Origin of the sequence: Nocardioides hwasunensis (genome assembly GCF_014779665.1) — a bacterium.
Lineage (GTDB): Bacteria > Actinomycetota > Actinomycetes > Propionibacteriales > Nocardioidaceae > Nocardioides > Nocardioides hwasunensis.
In genome coordinates this window covers 568,721-586,658 of sequence record NZ_JACXYY010000003.1, presented here as the reverse complement: position 1 = coordinate 586,658, position 17,938 = coordinate 568,721, and the positions used below count along the sequence as shown (strand labels likewise).

Annotated in this window: 18 protein-coding genes, 1 tRNA gene and 1 other RNA gene; 10 read left to right on the top strand and 10 right to left on the bottom strand. The window is 72.5% G+C overall.

Annotated elements, in window-relative coordinates; translation table 11 throughout:
• Window positions 1–79 precede the first annotated feature (79 nt).
• From IEZ25_RS09860 to IEZ25_RS09840, 5 genes are all read left to right on the top strand, one after another.
• Window positions 80–154 (top strand) — tRNA-Val (locus IEZ25_RS09860).
• A 53-nt stretch (window positions 155–207) separates the two neighbouring features.
• Complete coding sequence (locus tag IEZ25_RS09855) at window positions 208–1,749, top strand: AMP-binding protein (protein WP_191199204.1); 1,542 nt, start codon at window positions 208–210, stop codon at window positions 1,747–1,749.
• Between the two features lie 23 nt (window positions 1,750–1,772).
• Window positions 1,773–2,891: a Nif3-like dinuclear metal center hexameric protein gene (locus IEZ25_RS09850; RefSeq protein WP_191199203.1), complete on the top strand. Its 1,119-nt coding sequence runs from the start codon at window positions 1,773–1,775 to the stop codon at window positions 2,889–2,891.
• A 39-nt stretch (window positions 2,892–2,930) separates the two neighbouring features.
• Window positions 2,931–3,671 carry a zinc ribbon domain-containing protein gene (locus IEZ25_RS09845; RefSeq protein ID WP_224748691.1) on the top strand — a complete coding sequence of 247 codons (741 nt, stop codon included), beginning with the start codon at window positions 2,931–2,933 and terminating at the stop codon, window positions 3,669–3,671.
• A gap of 29 nt (window positions 3,672–3,700) precedes the next feature.
• Window positions 3,701–4,801 carry an FUSC family protein gene (locus IEZ25_RS09840; protein WP_224748690.1) on the top strand — a complete coding sequence of 367 codons (1,101 nt, stop codon included), beginning with the start codon at window positions 3,701–3,703 and terminating at the stop codon, window positions 4,799–4,801.
• Here the strand turns inward: IEZ25_RS09840 and yaaA are convergent.
• Complete coding sequence (yaaA, locus tag IEZ25_RS09835; protein WP_191199202.1) at window positions 4,798–5,580, bottom strand: peroxide stress protein YaaA; 783 nt, start codon at window positions 5,578–5,580, stop codon at window positions 4,798–4,800. The genes IEZ25_RS09840 and yaaA overlap by 4 nt on opposite strands.
• Window positions 5,581–5,630: 50 nt before the next feature.
• On the opposite strand from yaaA, the gene IEZ25_RS09830 reads away from it, so the two are divergent.
• A complete protein-coding gene (locus IEZ25_RS09830) occupies window positions 5,631–7,082 on the top strand; it encodes an RNB domain-containing ribonuclease (RefSeq protein WP_191199201.1) in 1,452 nt (483 codons plus the stop codon).
• Between the two features lie 30 nt (window positions 7,083–7,112).
• On the opposite strand, the gene IEZ25_RS09825 is transcribed toward IEZ25_RS09830, so the two are convergent.
• Window positions 7,113–7,676 (bottom strand): sigma factor, encoded by a 564-nt coding sequence (locus IEZ25_RS09825; protein ID WP_191199200.1) that lies wholly within the window; start codon window positions 7,674–7,676, stop codon window positions 7,113–7,115.
• A 285-nt stretch (window positions 7,677–7,961) separates the two neighbouring features.
• Between IEZ25_RS09825 and IEZ25_RS21835 the strand changes: the two genes are divergently transcribed.
• The 3 genes from IEZ25_RS21835 to IEZ25_RS09815 all read left to right on the top strand — a co-directional run bounded on the left by IEZ25_RS21835 (window position 7,962) and on the right by IEZ25_RS09815 (window position 10,791).
• Entirely contained in the window at window positions 7,962–8,090 is a 129-nt protein-coding gene (locus tag IEZ25_RS21835; protein WP_263575199.1) for a hypothetical protein, read from the top strand.
• A 77-nt stretch (window positions 8,091–8,167) separates the two neighbouring features.
• Window positions 8,168–9,937: an ABC transporter ATP-binding protein gene (locus IEZ25_RS09820; protein ID WP_191199199.1), complete on the top strand. Its 1,770-nt coding sequence runs from the start codon at window positions 8,168–8,170 to the stop codon at window positions 9,935–9,937.
• Complete coding sequence (locus IEZ25_RS09815) at window positions 9,934–10,791, top strand: serine/threonine-protein kinase (protein WP_191199198.1); 858 nt, start codon at window positions 9,934–9,936, stop codon at window positions 10,789–10,791. The genes IEZ25_RS09820 and IEZ25_RS09815 overlap by 4 nt, the downstream gene beginning before the upstream one ends.
• Before the next feature lie 66 nt (window positions 10,792–10,857).
• On the opposite strand, the gene rnpB is transcribed toward IEZ25_RS09815, so the two are convergent.
• An RNA gene (gene rnpB / locus IEZ25_RS09810) (RNase P RNA component class A) lies at window positions 10,858–11,237 on the bottom strand.
• 14 nt (window positions 11,238–11,251) lie between these two features.
• A complete protein-coding gene (gene map, locus IEZ25_RS09805; RefSeq protein ID WP_191199197.1) occupies window positions 11,252–12,100 on the bottom strand; it encodes a type I methionyl aminopeptidase in 849 nt (282 codons plus the stop codon).
• A gap of 24 nt (window positions 12,101–12,124) precedes the next feature.
• On the opposite strand from map, the gene IEZ25_RS09800 reads away from it, so the two are divergent.
• Entirely contained in the window at window positions 12,125–12,322 is a 198-nt protein-coding gene (locus IEZ25_RS09800; RefSeq protein ID WP_191199196.1) for a hypothetical protein, read from the top strand.
• A gap of 19 nt (window positions 12,323–12,341) precedes the next feature.
• Here IEZ25_RS09800 and panB read toward each other — a convergent pair whose 3' ends face one another.
• The 6 genes from panB to IEZ25_RS09770 form a co-directional block, all read right to left on the bottom strand.
• Complete coding sequence (panB, locus tag IEZ25_RS09795) at window positions 12,342–13,220, bottom strand: 3-methyl-2-oxobutanoate hydroxymethyltransferase (protein WP_191199195.1); 879 nt, start codon at window positions 13,218–13,220, stop codon at window positions 12,342–12,344.
• Window positions 13,221–13,322: 102 nt separating this feature from the next.
• Window positions 13,323–13,826, bottom strand: coding sequence for a hypothetical protein (locus IEZ25_RS09790; RefSeq protein ID WP_191199194.1), 504 nt, complete (start codon window positions 13,824–13,826; stop codon window positions 13,323–13,325).
• 31 nt (window positions 13,827–13,857) lie between these two features.
• On the bottom strand, window positions 13,858–15,828 hold the full coding sequence (locus tag IEZ25_RS22220) for an alpha/beta hydrolase (RefSeq protein WP_191199193.1): 1,971 nt from the start codon (window positions 15,826–15,828) through the stop codon (window positions 13,858–13,860).
• Window positions 15,825–16,154 (bottom strand): hypothetical protein, encoded by a 330-nt coding sequence (locus tag IEZ25_RS09780; protein ID WP_191199192.1) that lies wholly within the window; start codon window positions 16,152–16,154, stop codon window positions 15,825–15,827. Before IEZ25_RS09780 ends, IEZ25_RS22220 begins: the two co-directional genes overlap by 4 nt.
• Window positions 16,151–16,696, bottom strand: a complete 546-nt coding sequence (locus IEZ25_RS09775) for a hypothetical protein (RefSeq protein ID WP_191199191.1) — start codon at window positions 16,694–16,696, stop codon at window positions 16,151–16,153. The genes IEZ25_RS09780 and IEZ25_RS09775 overlap by 4 nt, the downstream gene beginning before the upstream one ends.
• Before the next feature lie 52 nt (window positions 16,697–16,748).
• On the bottom strand, window positions 16,749–17,930 hold the full coding sequence (locus IEZ25_RS09770; RefSeq protein ID WP_318152148.1) for a PQQ-dependent sugar dehydrogenase: 1,182 nt from the start codon (window positions 17,928–17,930) through the stop codon (window positions 16,749–16,751).
• Window positions 17,931–17,938: the final 8 nt, after the last annotated feature.

The window sequence follows — 17,938 nt, the reverse complement described above, 5'->3', positions numbered from 1 at the left end:
CGGGTGCCTGAGCGTCCTCCAGGCCCCGCGCCGGTGGTTTCTGCCCGGTGAGCCGGGTCCCGTAGTCTGTGCCACTCCCGCGTCGGTAGCTCAGCGGTAGAGCACTCGGTTTACACCCGAGCGGTCGGCGGTTCGAAACCGTCCCGACGCACCACCACGTCCCTGCGGACCCTCGTCCGCGCGCGTGACGCGTGCCACAGTGGGCCCATGATCGTCCCCTTCAGCGTCAGCGACTTCATCGAGCGCGCAGCGGCCGTCTACGGCGAGCGCGACGGCATCGTCGACGAGCCCGACCAGCCGGCGGACTCGCTCGGCACCCTCACCTACGCCGAGGCCCACGCCCTCGCGCGCCGGCAGTCGGCGAGGCTCGACGAGCTCGGCATCGAGGTCGGTGACCGGGTGGCGATCGTCAGCCACAACTCGGCGCGGCTGCTGACGTCGTTCTTCGGGGTGTGCGGCTCGGGCCGGGTGCTGGTGCCGATCAACTTCCGGCTCCGCCCCGACGAGATCTCCTACATCGTGGCGCACTCCGGAGCACGCGTGCTGTACGTCGACCCGGAGCTGGTCGACGCGCTGAAGGACATCGACGTCGAGCACCGGTTCGTGATGGGCGAGGACGAGTCGATGTTCGCCGCGCCCGGCACCGAGCCACGCGCCTGGAAGCCCGGTCCCGAGGGCGAGAACGCCACCGCGACGATCAACTACACCTCCGGCACCACCGCGCGGCCCAAGGGCGTGCAGCTCACCCACCGCAACCTCTGGACCAACGCGGTGACCTTCGCCCTGCACGCCGGGGTCACCGACCGCGACGTCTACCTCCACACGCTGCCGATGTTCCACGCCAACGGGTGGGGGATGCCCTTCGCGATGACCGGGCTCGGCGTGCCGCAGGTCGTGCTGCGCAAGGTCGACGGGGCGGAGATCCTGCGCCGCGTCGAGCAGCACGGCGTCACCGTGATGTGCGCTGCCCCCGCGGTCGCCGCCGCGGTGCTCGACGCCGCCCAGGACTGGGAGGGCGAGATCCCCGGACGTGATCGGGTGCGGATCATCATGGCCGGCGCCCCGCCGCCGACGAGGACCGTCGTGCGGGTGGAGGAGGAGCTCGGCTGGGAGTTCGTCCAGATCTACGGCCTCACCGAGACCTCGCCGCTGCTCACCGTGAACCGCTCGCGCGCCGAGTGGGACGACCTCTCGGCGGAGGAGCGCGCGCACCAGCTGGTGCGAGCCGGCGCGCCCGCGATCGGCGTACACCTGCGCACCGACGACGAGGGCGAGGTGCTGGCGCGGTCCAACGTCATCCTCGAGGGCTACTGGGAGCGGCCGGACGAGACCGAGGCGGCGCTGCGCGACGGGTGGTTCCACACCGGCGACGGCGGTGTGATCGGCGACGACGGCTACCTCACGATCAGCGACCGCAAGAAGGACGTGATCATCACCGGCGGCGAGAACGTCTCCTCGATCGAGGTGGAGGACGTGCTCTTCTCGCACCCGGCCGTGGCCGAGGTCGCCGTGATCGGCGTGCCGAGCGAGAAGTGGGGCGAGACCATCAAGGCCCTCGTCGTGCTCGCCGACGGGGCGAGCGTGGAGGAGGCCGAGCTGATCTCCTGGTGCAAGGACAAGGCGGCGGGCTACAAGGCGCCGACCTCGATCGAGTTCCGTGACGAGCTCGCGCGCACGGCGACGGGCAAGCTGCAGAAGTTCAAGCTGCGCCAGCCCTACTGGGAGGGACAGGAGCGCCAGGTCAACTAGCAGGGGTCCACTAGCCTGCGCGCATGCCCACGCTCGCGGACGTCGTCGACCTGCTGCACACCTGGTACCCCCCGGCCACCGCCGACTCGTGGGACGCCGTGGGGCTGGTGTCGGGCGATCCCTCGGCCGAGGTCGCGCGGGTGATGTTCGCGGTCGACCCGACGATCGAGGTCGCCCGTGAGGCGGTGGAGTGGGGTGCCGACCTGCTCGTGGTGCACCACCCGCTGTTCCTCGGAGGCGTGACGTCCGTGGCCGCGACGACGCCGAAGGGGCGCACGCTCCACACGTTGACCGCGGGCGGGTGTGCGCTGCTGACCGCGCACACCAATGCCGACCAGGCCGTCTCGGGCGTCTCGGAGTCGCTGGCGCTCGCCCTCGGCCTGAGCGACCTGGAGCCGATCCGGGCGGCCCCGCCGGCCCCCCTCGACAAGATCGTGGTCTTCGTCCCGGTCGACTCCGCCGACGTGGTTCGCGAGGCGCTCCACGAGGCCGGTGCGGGGCGGATCGGCGACTACGACTCCGCGTCGTGGACGTCGTCCGGGGAGGGCCGCTTCCGTCCGCTGGACGGGGCGCACCCGGCGATCGGCCGGGTGGGCGACCTCGAGGTCGTCGAGGAGGTGCGGATCGAGGTGATCGCGCCGCGCGGACGTCGTACGGCGGTGGTGCGGGCGCTGCTGGCCGCGCACCCCTACGAGGAGCCGGCGTTCGACGTGGTCGCGCTCGCCGACTCGCGCTCGGCCACCACCGGCACGGGGCGGATCGGCACCGTCGAGCCCACGACCCTCGACCAGTTCGCCGCCCGGGTCTCGCGGGCGCTGCCCAGCACCGCCCACGGCGTACGCGTGGCCGGCTATGCCGACCGCCCGGTGCGCCGGGTCGCGGTCTGCGGCGGGGCAGGTGACTTCCTGCTCGACGAGCTGGCCCGCAGCGACGTGGACGTCTACGTCACCAGCGACCTGCGGCACCACCGGGCGGGGGAGTTCCTCGAGCACGGCGGACCGGCGCTGGTCGACGTCTCGCACTGGGCCGCGGAGTGGACCTGGCTCCCGGCGGTGGAGGCTCGGCTGCGCGCGGAGGCAGGCGTTAGGGTCGAGACCCGGGTCAGCACGCTGTGCACCGACCCGTGGACGTTCCGCCACTAGCCCCGCCCAAGCCCCGCAAGCCCCGAAGCAGGAGAGCCGTTGAAGGCCGATCCCACCCACCAGCTCAAGCTCCTCGACATCGCCGAGCTCGACTCGCGTGCCGCGCAGCTGCGGCACCAGCGCGCCCACCTGCCCGAGCTGGCCGAGATCACCAGCCTGGAGACCGAGCGCACCGCGCTGACCGACCAGGTGCGTGACGCCCGGATCGTCGTCGACGACCTGACGGTGGAGCAGACCAAGGCCGACCGCGAGGTCGAGCAGGTCAAGACCCGCCGCGAGCGCGACCGCAACCGGATGGACACCGGACAGGTCACCAACCCCAAGGACCTCGAGCGGATGCAGCACGAGCTGGTCTCCCTCGAGCGCCGGATCACCACGCTGGAGGACGCCGAGCTCGAGGTGATGGAGGCGCTGGAGGAGGCACAGCAGGTGCTCGACGGGCTCGGCATCCGCGCCGAGGACATCGACGCCAGGCTGGCCGAGCTGGTCTCGGCGCGCGACGACAAGCAGGCCTCGTTCGACGCCTCGCTCCAAGAGGTGGGCGCCGCCCGCGGGCCCGCCACCGAGGGCATGCCCGAGGACCTGATGGCGCTCTACGAGCGGCTGCGTGAGCAGAAGGGCATCGGCGCCGCGCTGCTGCGCGCGCGCCAGTGCGGCGGTTGCAACATGACGCTCGACGCCTCCGAGCTCTCGCGCATCCGCTCCGCACCGGCCGACGAGGTGATCCGCTGCGAGGAGTGCCAGCGCATCCTGGTGCGCACCGACGAGTCGGGACTCTGATCGGCCGCCACTTGGGAGCCCGGGGCCCGATGCGCAGCCGCTTCCTCGACGCGGAGCTGATGGCCGCGCGGGGTCGCACGTCGCTGCGCACCCGCGTCGCGCGACTGCGCAGCAAGGGCTGGGTGATCGGGCAGTGCGCGATCGCCGCCGGTGTCGCCTGGTGGCTCGCTGCCGACGTCTTCCGGCACCAGCTGCCGTTCTTCGCGCCCATCGCGGCCGTCGTGTCGCTCGGCATGTCCTACGGACAGCGGCAGCGACGCGTCGCCGAGGTCACGGTCGGCGTCGCGCTCGGTGTCTTCCTGGGCGACGCGACGACCCACGTGATCGGGTCCGGTGGGCTCCAGATCATGCTGATCGTCGCCGCCGGGATGTCGATCGCGCTGCTGCTCGACGCTGGCCAGCTGCTGATCATCCAGTCGGCGGTGCAGGGCATCGTCGTCGCTGCGCTCGCCCCCGCGCCGGGGGCCGCCTTCCTGCGCTGGACCGATGCGCTCATCGGCGGCTCGGTCGCCCTCGTGGCGGCGACGGTCGTGCCGCGCGCTCCGCTGCGCAAGCCCCGCGACCAGGCGGCCGTCGTGGTGCGCAAGATCTCCGAGCTGCTGCGGTGCTCGGCCGACCGGCTCGGGGACGGCGACGTCGACCAGGCGCTCGAGGTGCTGCGCGACGCCCGGTCGACCGACGTGCTGATCGGCGAGCTGAGAGCCGCGTCCGAGGAGGGCATCTCGGTGGTGCAGTCCTCGCCCTTCCGGCGCCGACACGGCGAGCACCAGCGTCAGCTCGCCGAGCTGGTCGAGCCACTCGACGTGGCCCTGCGCAACACACGTGTGATCGTGCGCCGGGTGACGGTGGCCGTCTATCGCCGCGAGCCGGTCCCGGCGTCGTACGCCACCCTCATGCGCGACCTCGCCGACCTCTCGGACCGCGTCGCCGACGAGCTGGTCTCGGACCGGATGGCCACGGCGATCATCGACGACCTCGTCGCGCTGGGACGTGCGACCGCGACCGTGGAGCACAGCGCCGACCTCTCCGCGGAGGTGATCCTGGCGCAGGTGCGCTCGATCATCGCCGACCTGCTGGCCCTGTGCGGGATGGACCCGCTCGAGGCGACGGACGTGATCCCGCTCCGCTAGTGGATGTCGCTCACCACGACGTCGAGCTGGGTGCCCTTCGGCGTCGGGTCGCCGATCTCGACCGTCCAGCCGAGGCGGGTCAGGGCCTCGGCCAGCGCCTTCGGCGTGCGCGGGTCGGCGCCGTCCTCGAGCAGCGCCCGGACGATGCGGCCCTTGGTCGCCTTGTTGAAGTGGCTCACCACGGTCCGCCTGCCGCCGGACTCGTGGAGCACGCGGACCGTCGCGACACGGCGGCCCAGGTCCGGGGTGGGGCGCCAGAAGGCGGCGTACGTGCTGGAGCGGAGGTCGACGAGCAGCCCGGTGCCCATGCCGGTGGTGACCGCCTCGCCGAGGACCTCGCGCCACACGCCGGCCACCGATCCGAGACCGGGGAGGACGGCGTCGCCGGAGAGGCGGTAGGCCGGGATCCGGTCGCCGGGGCGGACGATGCCGAAGAGCGAGCTGGTCACCGCGACCCGGGACGTCGCGCGTCGGCGGGCAGCGGGGGAGAGGGTGGCGAAGCCGAGCGCGTCGAAGAGCACCCCGGTGTAGACCGCGTCGGCACGAGCGGTCGGTGCGCTCTCGAGCGAGGCGTTGCGCGCGACGAGGTCGCGCTGCGCGGGTCCGAGGCCGAGCACCGTCGCGGCCCGGTCCGGGTCGTCGCGGCACAGCGTGGTGAGCGCCTCGAGCAGCGTGGTCCGGGTGGCGGTCAGGCTGGGAGAGGCGAGCGCGGCCAGGTCGAGCGACTTGCCCCGACGGGCGGCGGTCTTGCCCTCGCTGGGCGGCAGCAGGATCAGCACGCGCACAGGGTAGGCAGCGCTCCCGGCTCACGCCCGACTAGGGTCGTGACATGCCCAGCAACCGCGTGGTGAAGGTCCGCTCGAGCGGTGACAGCGTCACCGCACAGGAGATGCGCGACGGCATCACCGCGATCCAGCAGGAGATGAAGGTCGAGGCGGCCTTCCCCGACGCGGTCGAGAAGGCGGCTGCCGAGGCGGCCGCGAACCCGCGACTGCCCGAGCTGGACCGCACCGACCTCGAGCTCGTCACCCTGGACCCGGAGTCGGCTCGCGACCTCGACCAGGCCATGCACATCGAGCGCAACGGCGACGGCTACGTCGTCCACTACGCCATCGCGGACGTGGCCGCGTTCGTGTCGCCGGGCGACCCCGTCGACGTCGAGGCCCACCGGCGCGGCGAGACGCTCTACGGCGCCGACTCGAAGATCCCGCTGCACCCCACCGTGCTGAGCGAGGGGGCGGCGTCGCTGCTGCCCGACCAGGTGCGCCCGGCCCTCCTCTGGACGATCCAGGTCGACGACTCCGGCGAGGGCGTCGACGTACAGGTCGAGCGGGCGCTGGTGCGGTCGCGCGCCAAGCTCTCCTACGAGGGTGTGCAGGCCGAGATCGACGCCGGCACCGCCCCGGAGGTGATCGGCCTGCTGCAGGAGGTCGGCGAGCTGCGGCTGGCACGCGAGGCCGCGCGCGGTGGCGTGTCGCTCCCGCTGCCCGAGCAGGAGCTCGTCGAGACCGGCGACGGTCGCTGGGAGCTGGAGTTCCGCCGGCTGCTGCCGGTCGAGAGCTGGAACTCGCAGATCTCACTGCTGACCGGCATGGCGGCGGCGTCGCTGATGGTCTACGCCCGCGTCGGGGTGCTCCGCACGCTGCCGCCGGCCGACCCGCGTGACGTGCAGCGGCTGCACCGCACCGCTCGCGCGCTCGGCATCGAGTGGCCGGCCGAGCAGCTCTACCCCGACTTCGTCCGCACGCTCGACCCGTCGAAGCCCACCCACGCGGCGATGGTCGTGGCCTGCACGCGGCTGCTGCGGGGAGCCGGCTACGTCACCTTCAACGGCGAGCTCCCCGTCCAGGCGCAGCACTCCGCGCTCGCCTCGGAGTACGCACACGTGACCGCGCCGCTGCGCCGGCTCGCCGACCGTTACGCGGGCGAGATCTGCCTGGCCCTGTGTGCCGGCACCGAGGTCCCCGACTGGGTGCTAGCCGCGATGTCCGAGCTGCCCGACACGATGACCAGCTCGAGTCGCCGCGCCCACCAGTACGAGAACGCGATCGTCGACCTCTGCGAGGCGGAGCTGCTGCACGACCGCGTCGGCGACAGGTTCACCGCCGTCGTGGTCGACGTCGAGGAGAAGGACCCGACCCGGGGTGACATCACCATCGAGGACCCGGCCATCGAGGCGAAGGTCTCCGGCCCGACCGACCTGCCTCTCGGCGAGGAGGTCACCGTCGAGCTGGTGGCGGCCGACCCGAAGACGCGGAAGGTGGCCTTCCGCCTCGTGTGAGGCGCGATCCTGCCGGTGTGGACCGGCGCTTCAGGCGCTCTCGGCGTCGACGCCCGCGAGCCGGTCGCGAAGGGCCAGGAGCGCCGACCTGAGCAGGGCCGGGCGATGCTCCGGGGGCGCCGTGTCCGCACTCGGGTGACCGTCGAACCAGGCCAGGTCAACGGCATGGCGCTGGGCGGCCGGGAGCTCGTCCAGGGCCGCGACCACCGTGCTGCGGCGCGGGCGTGGTGCTGTCGTCCCCGAGGCGGTGTCGGCGCTGCCTCGCGGGCGGGGGCCGTCGTCGCGACGCGCGCGTGCGCACAGGACTGCATGGCGGTGGGCGATCGTCATGACCCAGCTGGCGGCTGAGCCGCGACCCGGGTCGAAGCTCGCGGACGTGCGCCAGACGTCGAGGAACACCGCGAGCGTCGTCTCCTCGGCCTGGACCGGATCGCCGACGAGGACGAGCACGGTGCCGTACACCCGGCTCGACATCACGTCGTAGAGGTCTGCGAAGGCCGCGGCGTCCCCGGACCCGGCGCGTGTCAGCCATCCCGCTTCCGCGTCGAGGCGCGGGTCCGGTCCGGTGGCGGCGAGGGGCGGGCGTCTGCGCATGGAACTCCGTCTGCATGTAGTGCGGTGATCCGCCCGGCAGGAGCGTTGTCACGACGGTAGCCGGTGCGCTCCTCGATTACCCGATTTGTGTCGTGCGGGCCCTCCCTAGGGGGGAGGTGCCTCCCGGGGCACTCTGACGGCCCGCGCCACGAGGTCGCATGGTCCTAGCACCTATGGACATCTGGTGACTCCGACCTCGGCGTCCCTAGCGTCGGGACCACCGAGGCCGAGCGGATCCGACCCCACCGGGACGCCGGCCTCCCCGAGCCGAGGAAAGGAGGAGTCATGGGATTCAGCGCCTACCAGACCAAGCGCCGCGGTCGCGGCCGCGGACGCGGTCGCGACAACACCTCGACCCGCACCCGCACGCGCGGCAACACCAGCACGCGGACGCGCACCCGCACCGGTCACTGACCGCACGACCGGGACGGGCAGGAACCCCCACCTGCCCGTCCCGGCCCCATGCCCGCCGTCCGGACCCAGGAGGCCAGATGCCCAGCTCCGCCCCGCGCGTCCGCGACGTGCTGCGACGCTTCTGGCCCTACGCCGCGCCGCGCCGCTGGTGGATGGTCGCCGGCCTCGTGCTCGCGGCGGTCAGCCCGGCCCTGGCGTCGGTCGAGATCTGGCTCTTCAAGGTCGTGGTCGACGACGTGCTCATCCCGCGTGACTTCGGCCTGTTCCCCGTCGTGGCCGCGACCTACGTCGGTCTCACCGTCGTGCAAGCGCTCTGCGACGGCGCCGACCGGCTCCTGTCGACCTGGCTCAGCCAACGGTTCGTCGTCGACGTGCGCACCGCGCTGCTCGACCACCTCCAGCGGCTGCCGCTCGACTTCCTGCACCGCTCGCGTCTCGGTGACGTGATGAGCCGCGTGACGGGCGATGTGTCGGCGGTCGAGGCGTTCCTCGTCTCCGGCTCGAGCGGAGCCGTGTCGAGCCTGCTGCAGCTGGTCTTCTTCTCCGTCGCGCTCGTCGTGCTGCAACCGGTCCTGGCGCTCGTCGCGCTGGTCGTCGCGCCGCTCTTCTGGGGTACCTCGCGGTTCTTCGCCCGCCGCCTGAAGGACATCTCGCGCGAGCGCCAACGCCGCTCGGGCCGGCTGAGCACCTCGCTCGAGCAGACCCTCAGCACCCTGCCGCTGGTGCAGGCCTACGACCAGGGCGAGCGCGAGGTGGCGCGGTACGCCGCCGAGGCCGAGGGGAAGTACCGCACCGAGATGGCGGCGGCGCGGCTGCGCTCGTTCTACGTCCCGACGCTCGACCTCATCGAGCTCCTCGGCGCGCTCGTCGTCATCGGCACCGGTGCCTGGCTCCTCGCGGAGGACGAGCTCACCGTCGGGGGGCTGCTCGCGTTCCTGACCTTCCTGACCCGCCTCTACGACCCGGTGCGCGGCCTCGGCAGCGCGGTCACCTCCGCCTTCACCGCGTCCGCCGGCGCCGAGCGGGTGATCGAGCTGCTCGACGAGCCGACCCTGCCACCCGACCGCCCCGGCGCCGTCGTGCTCGACGACCGGAACGGCGACCTGGACTTCGACGACGTCAGCTTCACCTACCCCGGCGCCGACGGCCCGGCCGTGCGCGGGGTGAGCTTCTCGGCACGGCCCGGAGACGTGGTCGCCATCGTCGGTGCCAGCGGTGCCGGCAAGTCGACCCTGGCCGGTCTGCTGATGCGCAGCCTGGACCCCGACGCGGGCGTGGTGCGCATGGGCGGGCGCGACCTGCGCGACCTCCAGCGCGCGTCCGTACGCCGCCACGTGGCCGTCGTGCTGCAGGAGACCCTGCTGGTCGACGGCTCGGTGCTCGACAACATCGCCTTCGGCCGGCCGACGGCCACTCGTGCGGAGGTCGAGCAGGCGGCGCGCGAGGCCGATGCGCACGACTTCATCGAGGCCATGCCGGAGGGCTACGACACCCCGGTGGGGGAGCGCGGCCGACGCCTGTCCGGCGGCCAGGCGCAACGGGTCGCGATCGCCCGGGCGCTCCTGCGTGACGCGCCGATCCTGCTCCTCGACGAGCCGACGACGGGCTTGGACGCGCTGTCCGCGCGGCGGGTGACCGAGCCCCTGCACCGACTGATGAAGGGCCGGACGACCGTGGTCGTCTCGCACGCCCTGGCCCACGTCCGCTCCGCGACGCTGATCCTCGTCATGGACCGCGGTGAGGTCGTCGAGCGCGGCACCCACGAGGAGCTGCTCGCCCGCGACGGGCACTACGCGGCGCTGTGGCGCACGCACGCACCGCGGCGTGAGCCGGTGGGTGTCGCATGAGCATCCAGCAGGCGGACCCGGTGGTCCTCGCGCCCGGAGACGAGATCGCTCCCGGCTACACGGTCGTCTCGCTCCTCTCGCGCGGATCGGCGCTCGACGTCTACGAGGTGTGGTCGGAGGAGCGCCTGTGCAGCTGCGTCGCCAAGACGATCCGCCCGGACCGCGTCGACGTACGCCGGGTCCGGTGCCGGCTGCTGCAGGAGGGCTGGCTGCTCAAGGAGCTCGCGCACCCGCACCTCCCGCGGGCCTTCGAGACGATCGAGGGCGCGACGCCGGTGGTGATCCTCGAGACCGACGTCGGTCTCACCCTCGAGGAGGTCATCGACGAGCGCCTGCGACGGTTGCCGGTCGCGGACCTGTGCCACCTGGGCCGCCAGCTGGCCTCGGCGATCAGCTATCTCCACGACTCGGGCTACCTGCACCTCGACGTGCGCCCGGGCAACGTGATGGCGCACGCGGGCCGGGCCACCCTCATCGACCTGAGCATCGCCCGCCCGCCCGGGCTGGTGCGCCGCGGGACCGGAACCCGGGAGTACCTCGCACCCGAGCAGGCCCGGGGCGAGGTCGTCACCACCGCCTCCGACGTGTGGGGGCTGGGTGCCACCCTCTTCGAGGCGGCCACCGGCGTCGCACCGTTCGCGCCGCTCGACGAGTCGGAGGACGATGCCTTCGACGACGGCGCCTTCCTCCAGCTGCACCGGTCCGCACCGCGGCTCGGGTCGCTCAGGACGCGGCTGCCCCGCGCCTTCACCGACCTGCTGTCCGCGTGCCTGGCCCCCGAACCGGTCGACCGGCCGTCGGTCCGTCACGTCCACGACCGGCTCGGTGACGTGCTCTCAGCGCTGGACGCGTGACTTCCGGCGGGATGTCCGCTGACTCGAGGATCGCTCGTGCATGTCACGAGCGATCTGCGACCTGGGGGAGTGGGTCGGCCTGTAGGCCGGGTTCTGTCCTGCTGACGCAGGGGCGACCATCCATCTGCGACGACCGTTGCCGGCCGCCTGGTGCGATCTACCCGGATGCTCGGGCGGGCCGCCCTCGAACGCATCCTGTCTGATCTTGCTCCGGGTGGGGTTTGCCTAGCTGCGCCGGTCGCCCGGCGCACTGGTGGTCTCTTGCACCACCGTTTCACCCTTACCTGTCCTGCGCCGAAGCACCGGACCGGCGGTCTGTTCTCTGTGGCACTGTCCCGCGGGTTTCCCCGGGTGGCTGTTGGCCACCACCCTGCCCTGTGGAGCCCGGACCTTCCTCGACCCGCCACCCGATGAGGGTGGTGGACCGCGGCCGCCCGGCCGACCCACTCGAGGAGTGAGTCTAGGGGTGGGTGAGGACCTCGGCGCCATCCGCGGTGACCAGCAGCGTGTGCTCGAACTGGGCCGAGCGACGCCGGTCCTTCGTCACGACGGTCCAACCGTCGTCCCACATGTCGTAGTCGGGCGTGCCGAGGTTGAGCATCGGCTCGATGGTGAAGGTCATCCCGACGCGGATCTCGTCGTCGTACCTCGGGTCGTCGTAGTGGGGGATGATCAGCCCGGAGTGGAACGCGGTGCCGATGCCGTGGCCGGTGAAGTCGCGGACCACGCCGTAGCCGAAGCGCTTGGCGTAGGCCTCGATCACCCGGCCGATGATGTTGACGCGGCGACCGGGCTTGACCGCCTTGATCGCGCGGTCGAGGGCCTCGTGGGTGCGCTCGACGAGCAGCCGCGACTCCTCGTCGACGTCGCCGGCGAGGAAGGTGGCGTTGGTGTCGCCGTGCACGCCGTCGAGGAAGGCGGTGATGTCGATGTTGACGATGTCGCCGTCCTCGACGACCCGGGAGTCGGGGATGCCGTGGCAGATCACCTCGTTCACGCTGGAGCACAGGGACTTGGGGAAGCCGCGGTAGCCGAGGGTGGAGGGATAGGCGCCGTGGTCGCAGAGGAACTCGTGGCCGATGCGGTCGAGCTCGTCGGTGGTCACCCCGGGCGCGACGTGCGAGCCGACGAGCTCGCGTGCCTGGGCGGCGAGCCGGCCGGCGACCCGCATCCGCGCGATCGTCTCCGCGTCCTTGGCCTCCTCGCCGGTGAAGCGCTGCGGCGCCGGCTGGTCGACGTACTCCGGTCGGGGGATGTGGGCGGGCACGGACCGACGTGCGGACACCTGCGCGGGGGATACGACAGACACGACAGCGAGTGTAGTTTCGCGGACATGAGCGACAGCGACGACGAGTACTGGTTCTGCCTGACCCACCACACGGTCGAGGGTCGCGACGGCTGCAAGAACGCCGACCGCCTCGGGCCGTACGCCACCGCGGAGGAGGCCTCGCACGCGCTCGAGAAGGTCGCGGAGCGCAACGAGGAGTGGGACAACGACCCGAAGTGGAACGACGACGCGGTCGAGGACTGACCCGCGCCGGCCGCGCCGCTCAGAAGGTGTGGTCGGGTCCCGGGAAGGTGCCGCCGCGGACGTCGTCGGCGTACGCCTTCGCGGCGTCGAGCAGCACCTGGTACACGTCGGCGTACTGCTTGACGAAGCGCGCCATCTTGCCGGTGCGCAGGCCGAAGGCGTCCTGCCAGACCAGCACCTGGCCGTCGCAGCCGGCGCCCGCACCGATGCCGATGGTCGGGATGGTCAGCTCCTTGCTGATCTGCTCGGCGACGTCGCCGGGCACCATCTCCATGACGACCGCGAAGGCGCCGGCCTCCTGGACCGCTCGGGCGTCGGCCATCACGCGGTCGCTCGCGTCGCCGCGGCCCTGCACGCGATAGCCGCCGAGGGTGTGCTCGGACTGCGGGGTGAAGCCGATGTGCGCCATGACGGGGATGCCGCCGCGGGTGCACTTCTCGATGACGGGGGCCATCTCGGCGCCGCCCTCGAGCTTCACGCAGTGCGCGCCGGCCTCCTTCATGAACCGCACGGCCGTCAGGTAGCCCTGCTCGGGCGAGGCTTGGTAGCTGCCGAACGGCAGGTCGCCGACGACCATCGCCCGCGTGACCGAGCGGGTGACGGCGCGGGTGAGGGGCAGCAGCTCGTCGACCGTGATCGGCAGCGAGGTCTCGTTGCCGAGGACGTTGTTGGAGGCCGAGTCGCCGACGAGGAGCAGGTCGATGCCGGCCTCGTCGAAGGTCGCCGCGGTGTACATGTCGTACGCCGTCAGCATGGTGATCTTCTCGCCGCGCTCCTTCATCTCCCGCAGGTGATGGGTGCGTACGCGCCGGGTCGGTGCCGCCTTCGATGAGGCGGATGCTGCCGGGCCGGAGCCGTAGGGGGCGGTCTCTTCGGGCTGTGCGGTCTGTCCGGACATGGGTCGCTCCTCGTCATCTCGCGGCTCCCTGATGGAGTCCACGGACCACTCACGAGGCTAGTGCCGAACGGGCCGGTAGGGCGCTGTGGCAACCCTCACACGTCAGTCGAGCAGCGTCCGCGCCGGCTCGAGTCCCTGTGCCTTGACGTAGTCCTCGTCGTCGCCGGAGTAGCGCTTGCAGGGCCCCTGGAAGCTGACCTTCCACGTGCCGGGGGTCGTGGCGGCCAGCTGCTGCTGGAAGTCGAGCGCGACCTCGTCGCGGGTGACGCTCACATGGCCGTCGACCTGCGTGCCGTCCTCGAAGCCGGCACCGACGAGCGCGTCGCGCACCGCCTCGAGCTGCGCTGCGGCGTCACCCTCGCCGGCGCTCAAGGTGCCACCGCCCGCGAAGCGGTGCCCGACACCGCCGGGGCACGAGCTCCACTTGCCGTCGACCAGGACCTTGCTCGCGCCGAGGGCGTCCTGCGCCAGCGGCACGGCGTCGGCGACCGTGTCGACGACGTCCTGCTCGCGCGACTTCGCCGAGACGTCGTCCCCGCCCATGCTGCAGGCGGAGGTGGCACCGAGCAGCGCGGCCAGCGAGAGGAGGGTCAGTGCGGTGCGCATGCGGCCCACCGTAGTGCTCACGCCAGGCTCCTCACGGCCATCGCGGCGGCCACACGCTGTCCCAGACGTGGTTCCAGGTGTCGGTGGCGGTGTCGACGGCGTCGTTGACCCCGTCGCGGACCCCCTCGTAGGTCTCCACCACGCCGTCGCGGACGCCCTCGTAGGTCGAGACGACGCCGTCGACGACGGGATCGATGACGTGGTGCTGCACCTCGCCGCCGACCCAGTCGTAGAGGTAGTCGTGGGCGTCCTGGGTGCGACCGCCGGTGTCGACGACGGCACCGGAGTTGCCGGAGACGACGTCGGCCATGCTGGCGAGCGCCGGGTTGCCGTCGTCGAAGTAGTTGACGTGGTTCTGCATGAAGCCGGTGCTGACCAGCCCGCCCGGCCCGTGGAACTCCTGGCCGTTGTCGACGGCGAACACCGTGGCGCCGAAGTCGCTCTGGGCGGGGTCCTCGCCGAGCCCGAGGCTGTCGTCCCAGGTGCCCGGGAACAGGCCGTCCTTGCCGCCGAGCCAGGAGACCGGGTCGTGGTCGGCGGCGCCCACGAAGACCTGTCCCTCGGGCATGTTGAGGTCGTGGACGTTCGTGACGCCCTCGCTCGCCCCGGGGCTGCCGATCAGGACCAGGCTGTCGGCCGCCATCCCGCCGGCAGCGGCGTACGCCGAGGTGGTGGAGCCGTAGCTGTGGCCGATCACCGTCAGGTGCGGCTGGTCGCCGGTGGTGTGGGTGCTGTTGAGTCCGTCGACGAACTGCGAGAGCGCCACGCCACCTGCCTGCGCGTTGGACTCGGTCACGGTGTGCGCGACGTCGCCGGCGGAGTCGACCAGGTCCCACGGCCACTTCGACTCGGGGTTGAAGTTGGGGGAGTCGTAGCCGATCCAGGCGATCGTCGACACCGACCCGGTGCGCGGCGGGTCCTCGCCGGCCATGCTGTTGACCGTCTCCTCGTAGAGGTTCAGCGCCTGCAGGCCGTTCTCGTCGATCTGGGTGCCGTCCTGCATGATGCCGGGCACGTAGACCGCGGTGTGGTCGGCCGTGTCGGGGTTGCCGTAGGCGACCGCGGCGATGCCGTCGCCGCCGAACGCGTGCGGCTGGTAGGCCATGACGTAGGCCTCGACGCCGAGCTCGGCGTACGACGCTGAGGTGGCGTTGGCGACGGCCAGCTCCACGGACTGGGCGTTCTCCAGCCATCGCCGCTCCGAGGCGCTGAGCGAGTCGCCGGACTCCTGGCGGCCGATGAGGTACTCGATGTCGCGCTGCACCGCGGAGGTGTTCGCCTCGTCGCGGTCGCCGGTCGCGATGCCGTTGGTGTTGCCGACGAGGTCGGGGTGGCTGATGATCAGCGCGTTGCGCTGCGCCTGCGACAGGCCGCTCCACCAGGCGTTGACCGCGTCGGTGTCGGTGCCGAGGGCCGTGAGCTCGGCGGCCAGCGCGGCGGTGTCGGCCCGGGAGGCGTCGGCGGCCGCGGCGGTGCCCTCGGCGAGCTCGTCGACGGCGGACAGGGCACGCACGCAGGCCTGCTCGTCGGCGTCGACGCGCTCGCGCCAGGCCTGGAGGTCGCTGAGGTAGGCCGCGAACCGCTGGCGGAGGTCGGCCGCCTCCGCCTGGAGCGAGGCGACCTGGTCCTGGGTGGCGCCCTGGATCCGCTGGCGGAGCGACTCCTGCTCGGCGTTGAGGCGCTGCCGGCGGTCCATCAGGTCGGCGTGCTCGGTGCGTCGCTGCCGCATCTGGTCGAGGAACGCGTCGATGGCGAGGGCACCCCGCTCGAGCGCTGCGTTGACGGCGTCGGTGTCGCGGGCGAAGATCGTCACGGCGTGGTCGGCGGCTCGAGCTGCGTCGCCGCCGAAGTCCTCGGGCGCACCGCTGGACCTCGCCCAGTCGGCCACGTCGCTCACGGCGGTGGCGGCGGCGCGTACGTCGGTGAGCACGGCGCTGGACGCCGCGGTCACCTTCAGCTCGGGCTCCGGAGGCAGCTGCGCAGGCAGCTCGATCGTGGTCACAGCGTGCCCACCTCCGTCGGCAGCGCGTCGCGGTCCTGCCAGAGGAGCAGCTGCTGGGTGGCGCGGACGCTGTCCTGGTCGGTGGCCCGGAAGTCGTACATCGTCTGCGCCAGGGCGTCGGCGTGCGACGACGCCCGGTCACGCAGGGCCAGTGTCTGCTGCTCCCAGGTGGTGAGGAACGCCTGGGCCGCGGCCTGGACCGCATCGCCCAGCAGGGCGGGATCGGCCTGCGCGAGGTTCTTGCGGGGGCCGTTGAGGCCCTCGGACTGGTCCTCCCACGCCTCACGTGCCCGAGCGAGGGCGGGGGTCCACATGCGGATCGTCATCGGGTGGCCTCCCCTGCGAGCCCGTCCGGCACGTCGGTGAGGCGGACCCTGGCCGTGCGGATCCTCAGCACCAGCGAGGTGGGTCGCACGGTGGCGGTCGCCTCCGCGCCACCGCGGGCTCTGGCGACCAGGCGAGGCCGGTCGCCGGGGACCGGCCGGGCACGCCAGCCGAGCTCGACGAGCGAGCGGCCGGTCTCCCGGAGCAGGGCGACGTTCTCGCCGACGTCGAGACCGCCGACGACGGCGGCGCACTCGTACCAGTTCTGGTCCCACTCGTCGGTGTGCCAGCGCCCGTCCTCACGTGCGACGTCATGGCGCGCGGCGTCGGGTGCGAGCCGGGTGAGGAGGTCGTCGAGGGCCAGCTCGAGGTCGGCGGCGAGGGCGTCGCGCCGGACCGGGTCGACCTCGGGCGCCTCGGCGACGGGGCGGCGCTGAGGCAGCACCACGACGTCGACCTCCGGGTGCCGCTCACGCAGCACCCGGAGCATGGGGTCGTCCGCCACGGGATCGGGGGCGCCGGGGTCCGTCGGGGGAGACGTCATGGATCTCTTCTTCCGTGCCGCTGGGCTCCTCAAACCCCCGGGTTGCGTGCGGTCAGCGCGGCGAGACGCGCAGCACCTGGTCGCGATCCCCGTTGTCGGTGGTGAGGAGCAGGTCGCCGTTGCGCGCGGAGGTCACCGATCGCAGACGACCGTGGGTGGTCAGCTGCTTCGGCTGGGTCACCGAGACGAGGTCGCCCGCGTCGTCGAACTCGAGGAACAGCACGCGGGACGCCTTCAGCGCGGCCACCGCGAGCGTGCCGTCGAGACGGCCCCACTGCTTGCCCCGGACCCATGCGGCACCCGAGGTCGCCAGCGTCGGGTCGCCCGAGGACCACTTCGCGTCCTGCTGCTCGCCGGGGAGGGCCTGGTCGGTCATCGGGACCGACTCGTCGTAGCCGGGGACCGGGTTCCAGCCGTAGTCACCACCCGGCACGAGGAGGTTGACCTCGTCGTCGCGATAGCTCCCCTGCTCGACCGACCACAGCGACCCGTCGCCGCGCTGGGCCAGACCCTGCACGTTGCGGTGTCCGTAGGTCCACACGAACCGGCGGTCCGTGCTCGCGCCGGCGAAGGGGTTGTCGGCCATCGGCTCGCCCGTGCGACGGTGGACGCGCAGCACCTTGCCGCCCAGGGAGTCGAGGTCGCGCGGGTTGGTGCCGACGGCAGCGTCCCCCGTGCCGACGAGCAGCGCGTCGCTGGCGCGGTCGAGGAGCAGCCGGCACCCGCCGTGTCGGCCGGAGGTGGAGGGGAGTCCGGTGAGGATCGTGCGGTGGCGGCTCAGCCGCTTCCACTTCGCATCCACCCGCCACCGGCTGACCTGCACGTGGTCTCCGCCTCTCGAGCTGCCGTGGCAGGCCCAGACGGTGCGCGTGCGGGCGTCGACCGCCATCGACATCAGCCCGGTCTCGCCGGAGACCCACACCAGCCTCGACAGGTCGGCGAGCGTGCGGCGCTCGCCGTTGCGTACGACGCTGATGCGGGCGCGGTCGCGCTCGGACACGAGCAGCCGCCCGCCCGGTGCCTGCTGGACGTCCCACGGGTTCGCGAGCCCGCGGGCGACGGCTCGCACCTTCAGCCGGGGTGCCCTCGCGGCGCGATCGACGGCCGGCGCCGTGACCTGGTGGGCCGACGGCTCGGCCGGGACCGCGACGGACGGCGACAGCCCTGTGAGCAGGCCGCCGGTGAGAGCGAGCACGGCGATGGACAGCGAGGTGGTGCGGAGCGGTGGGCGCACCCGCGCGA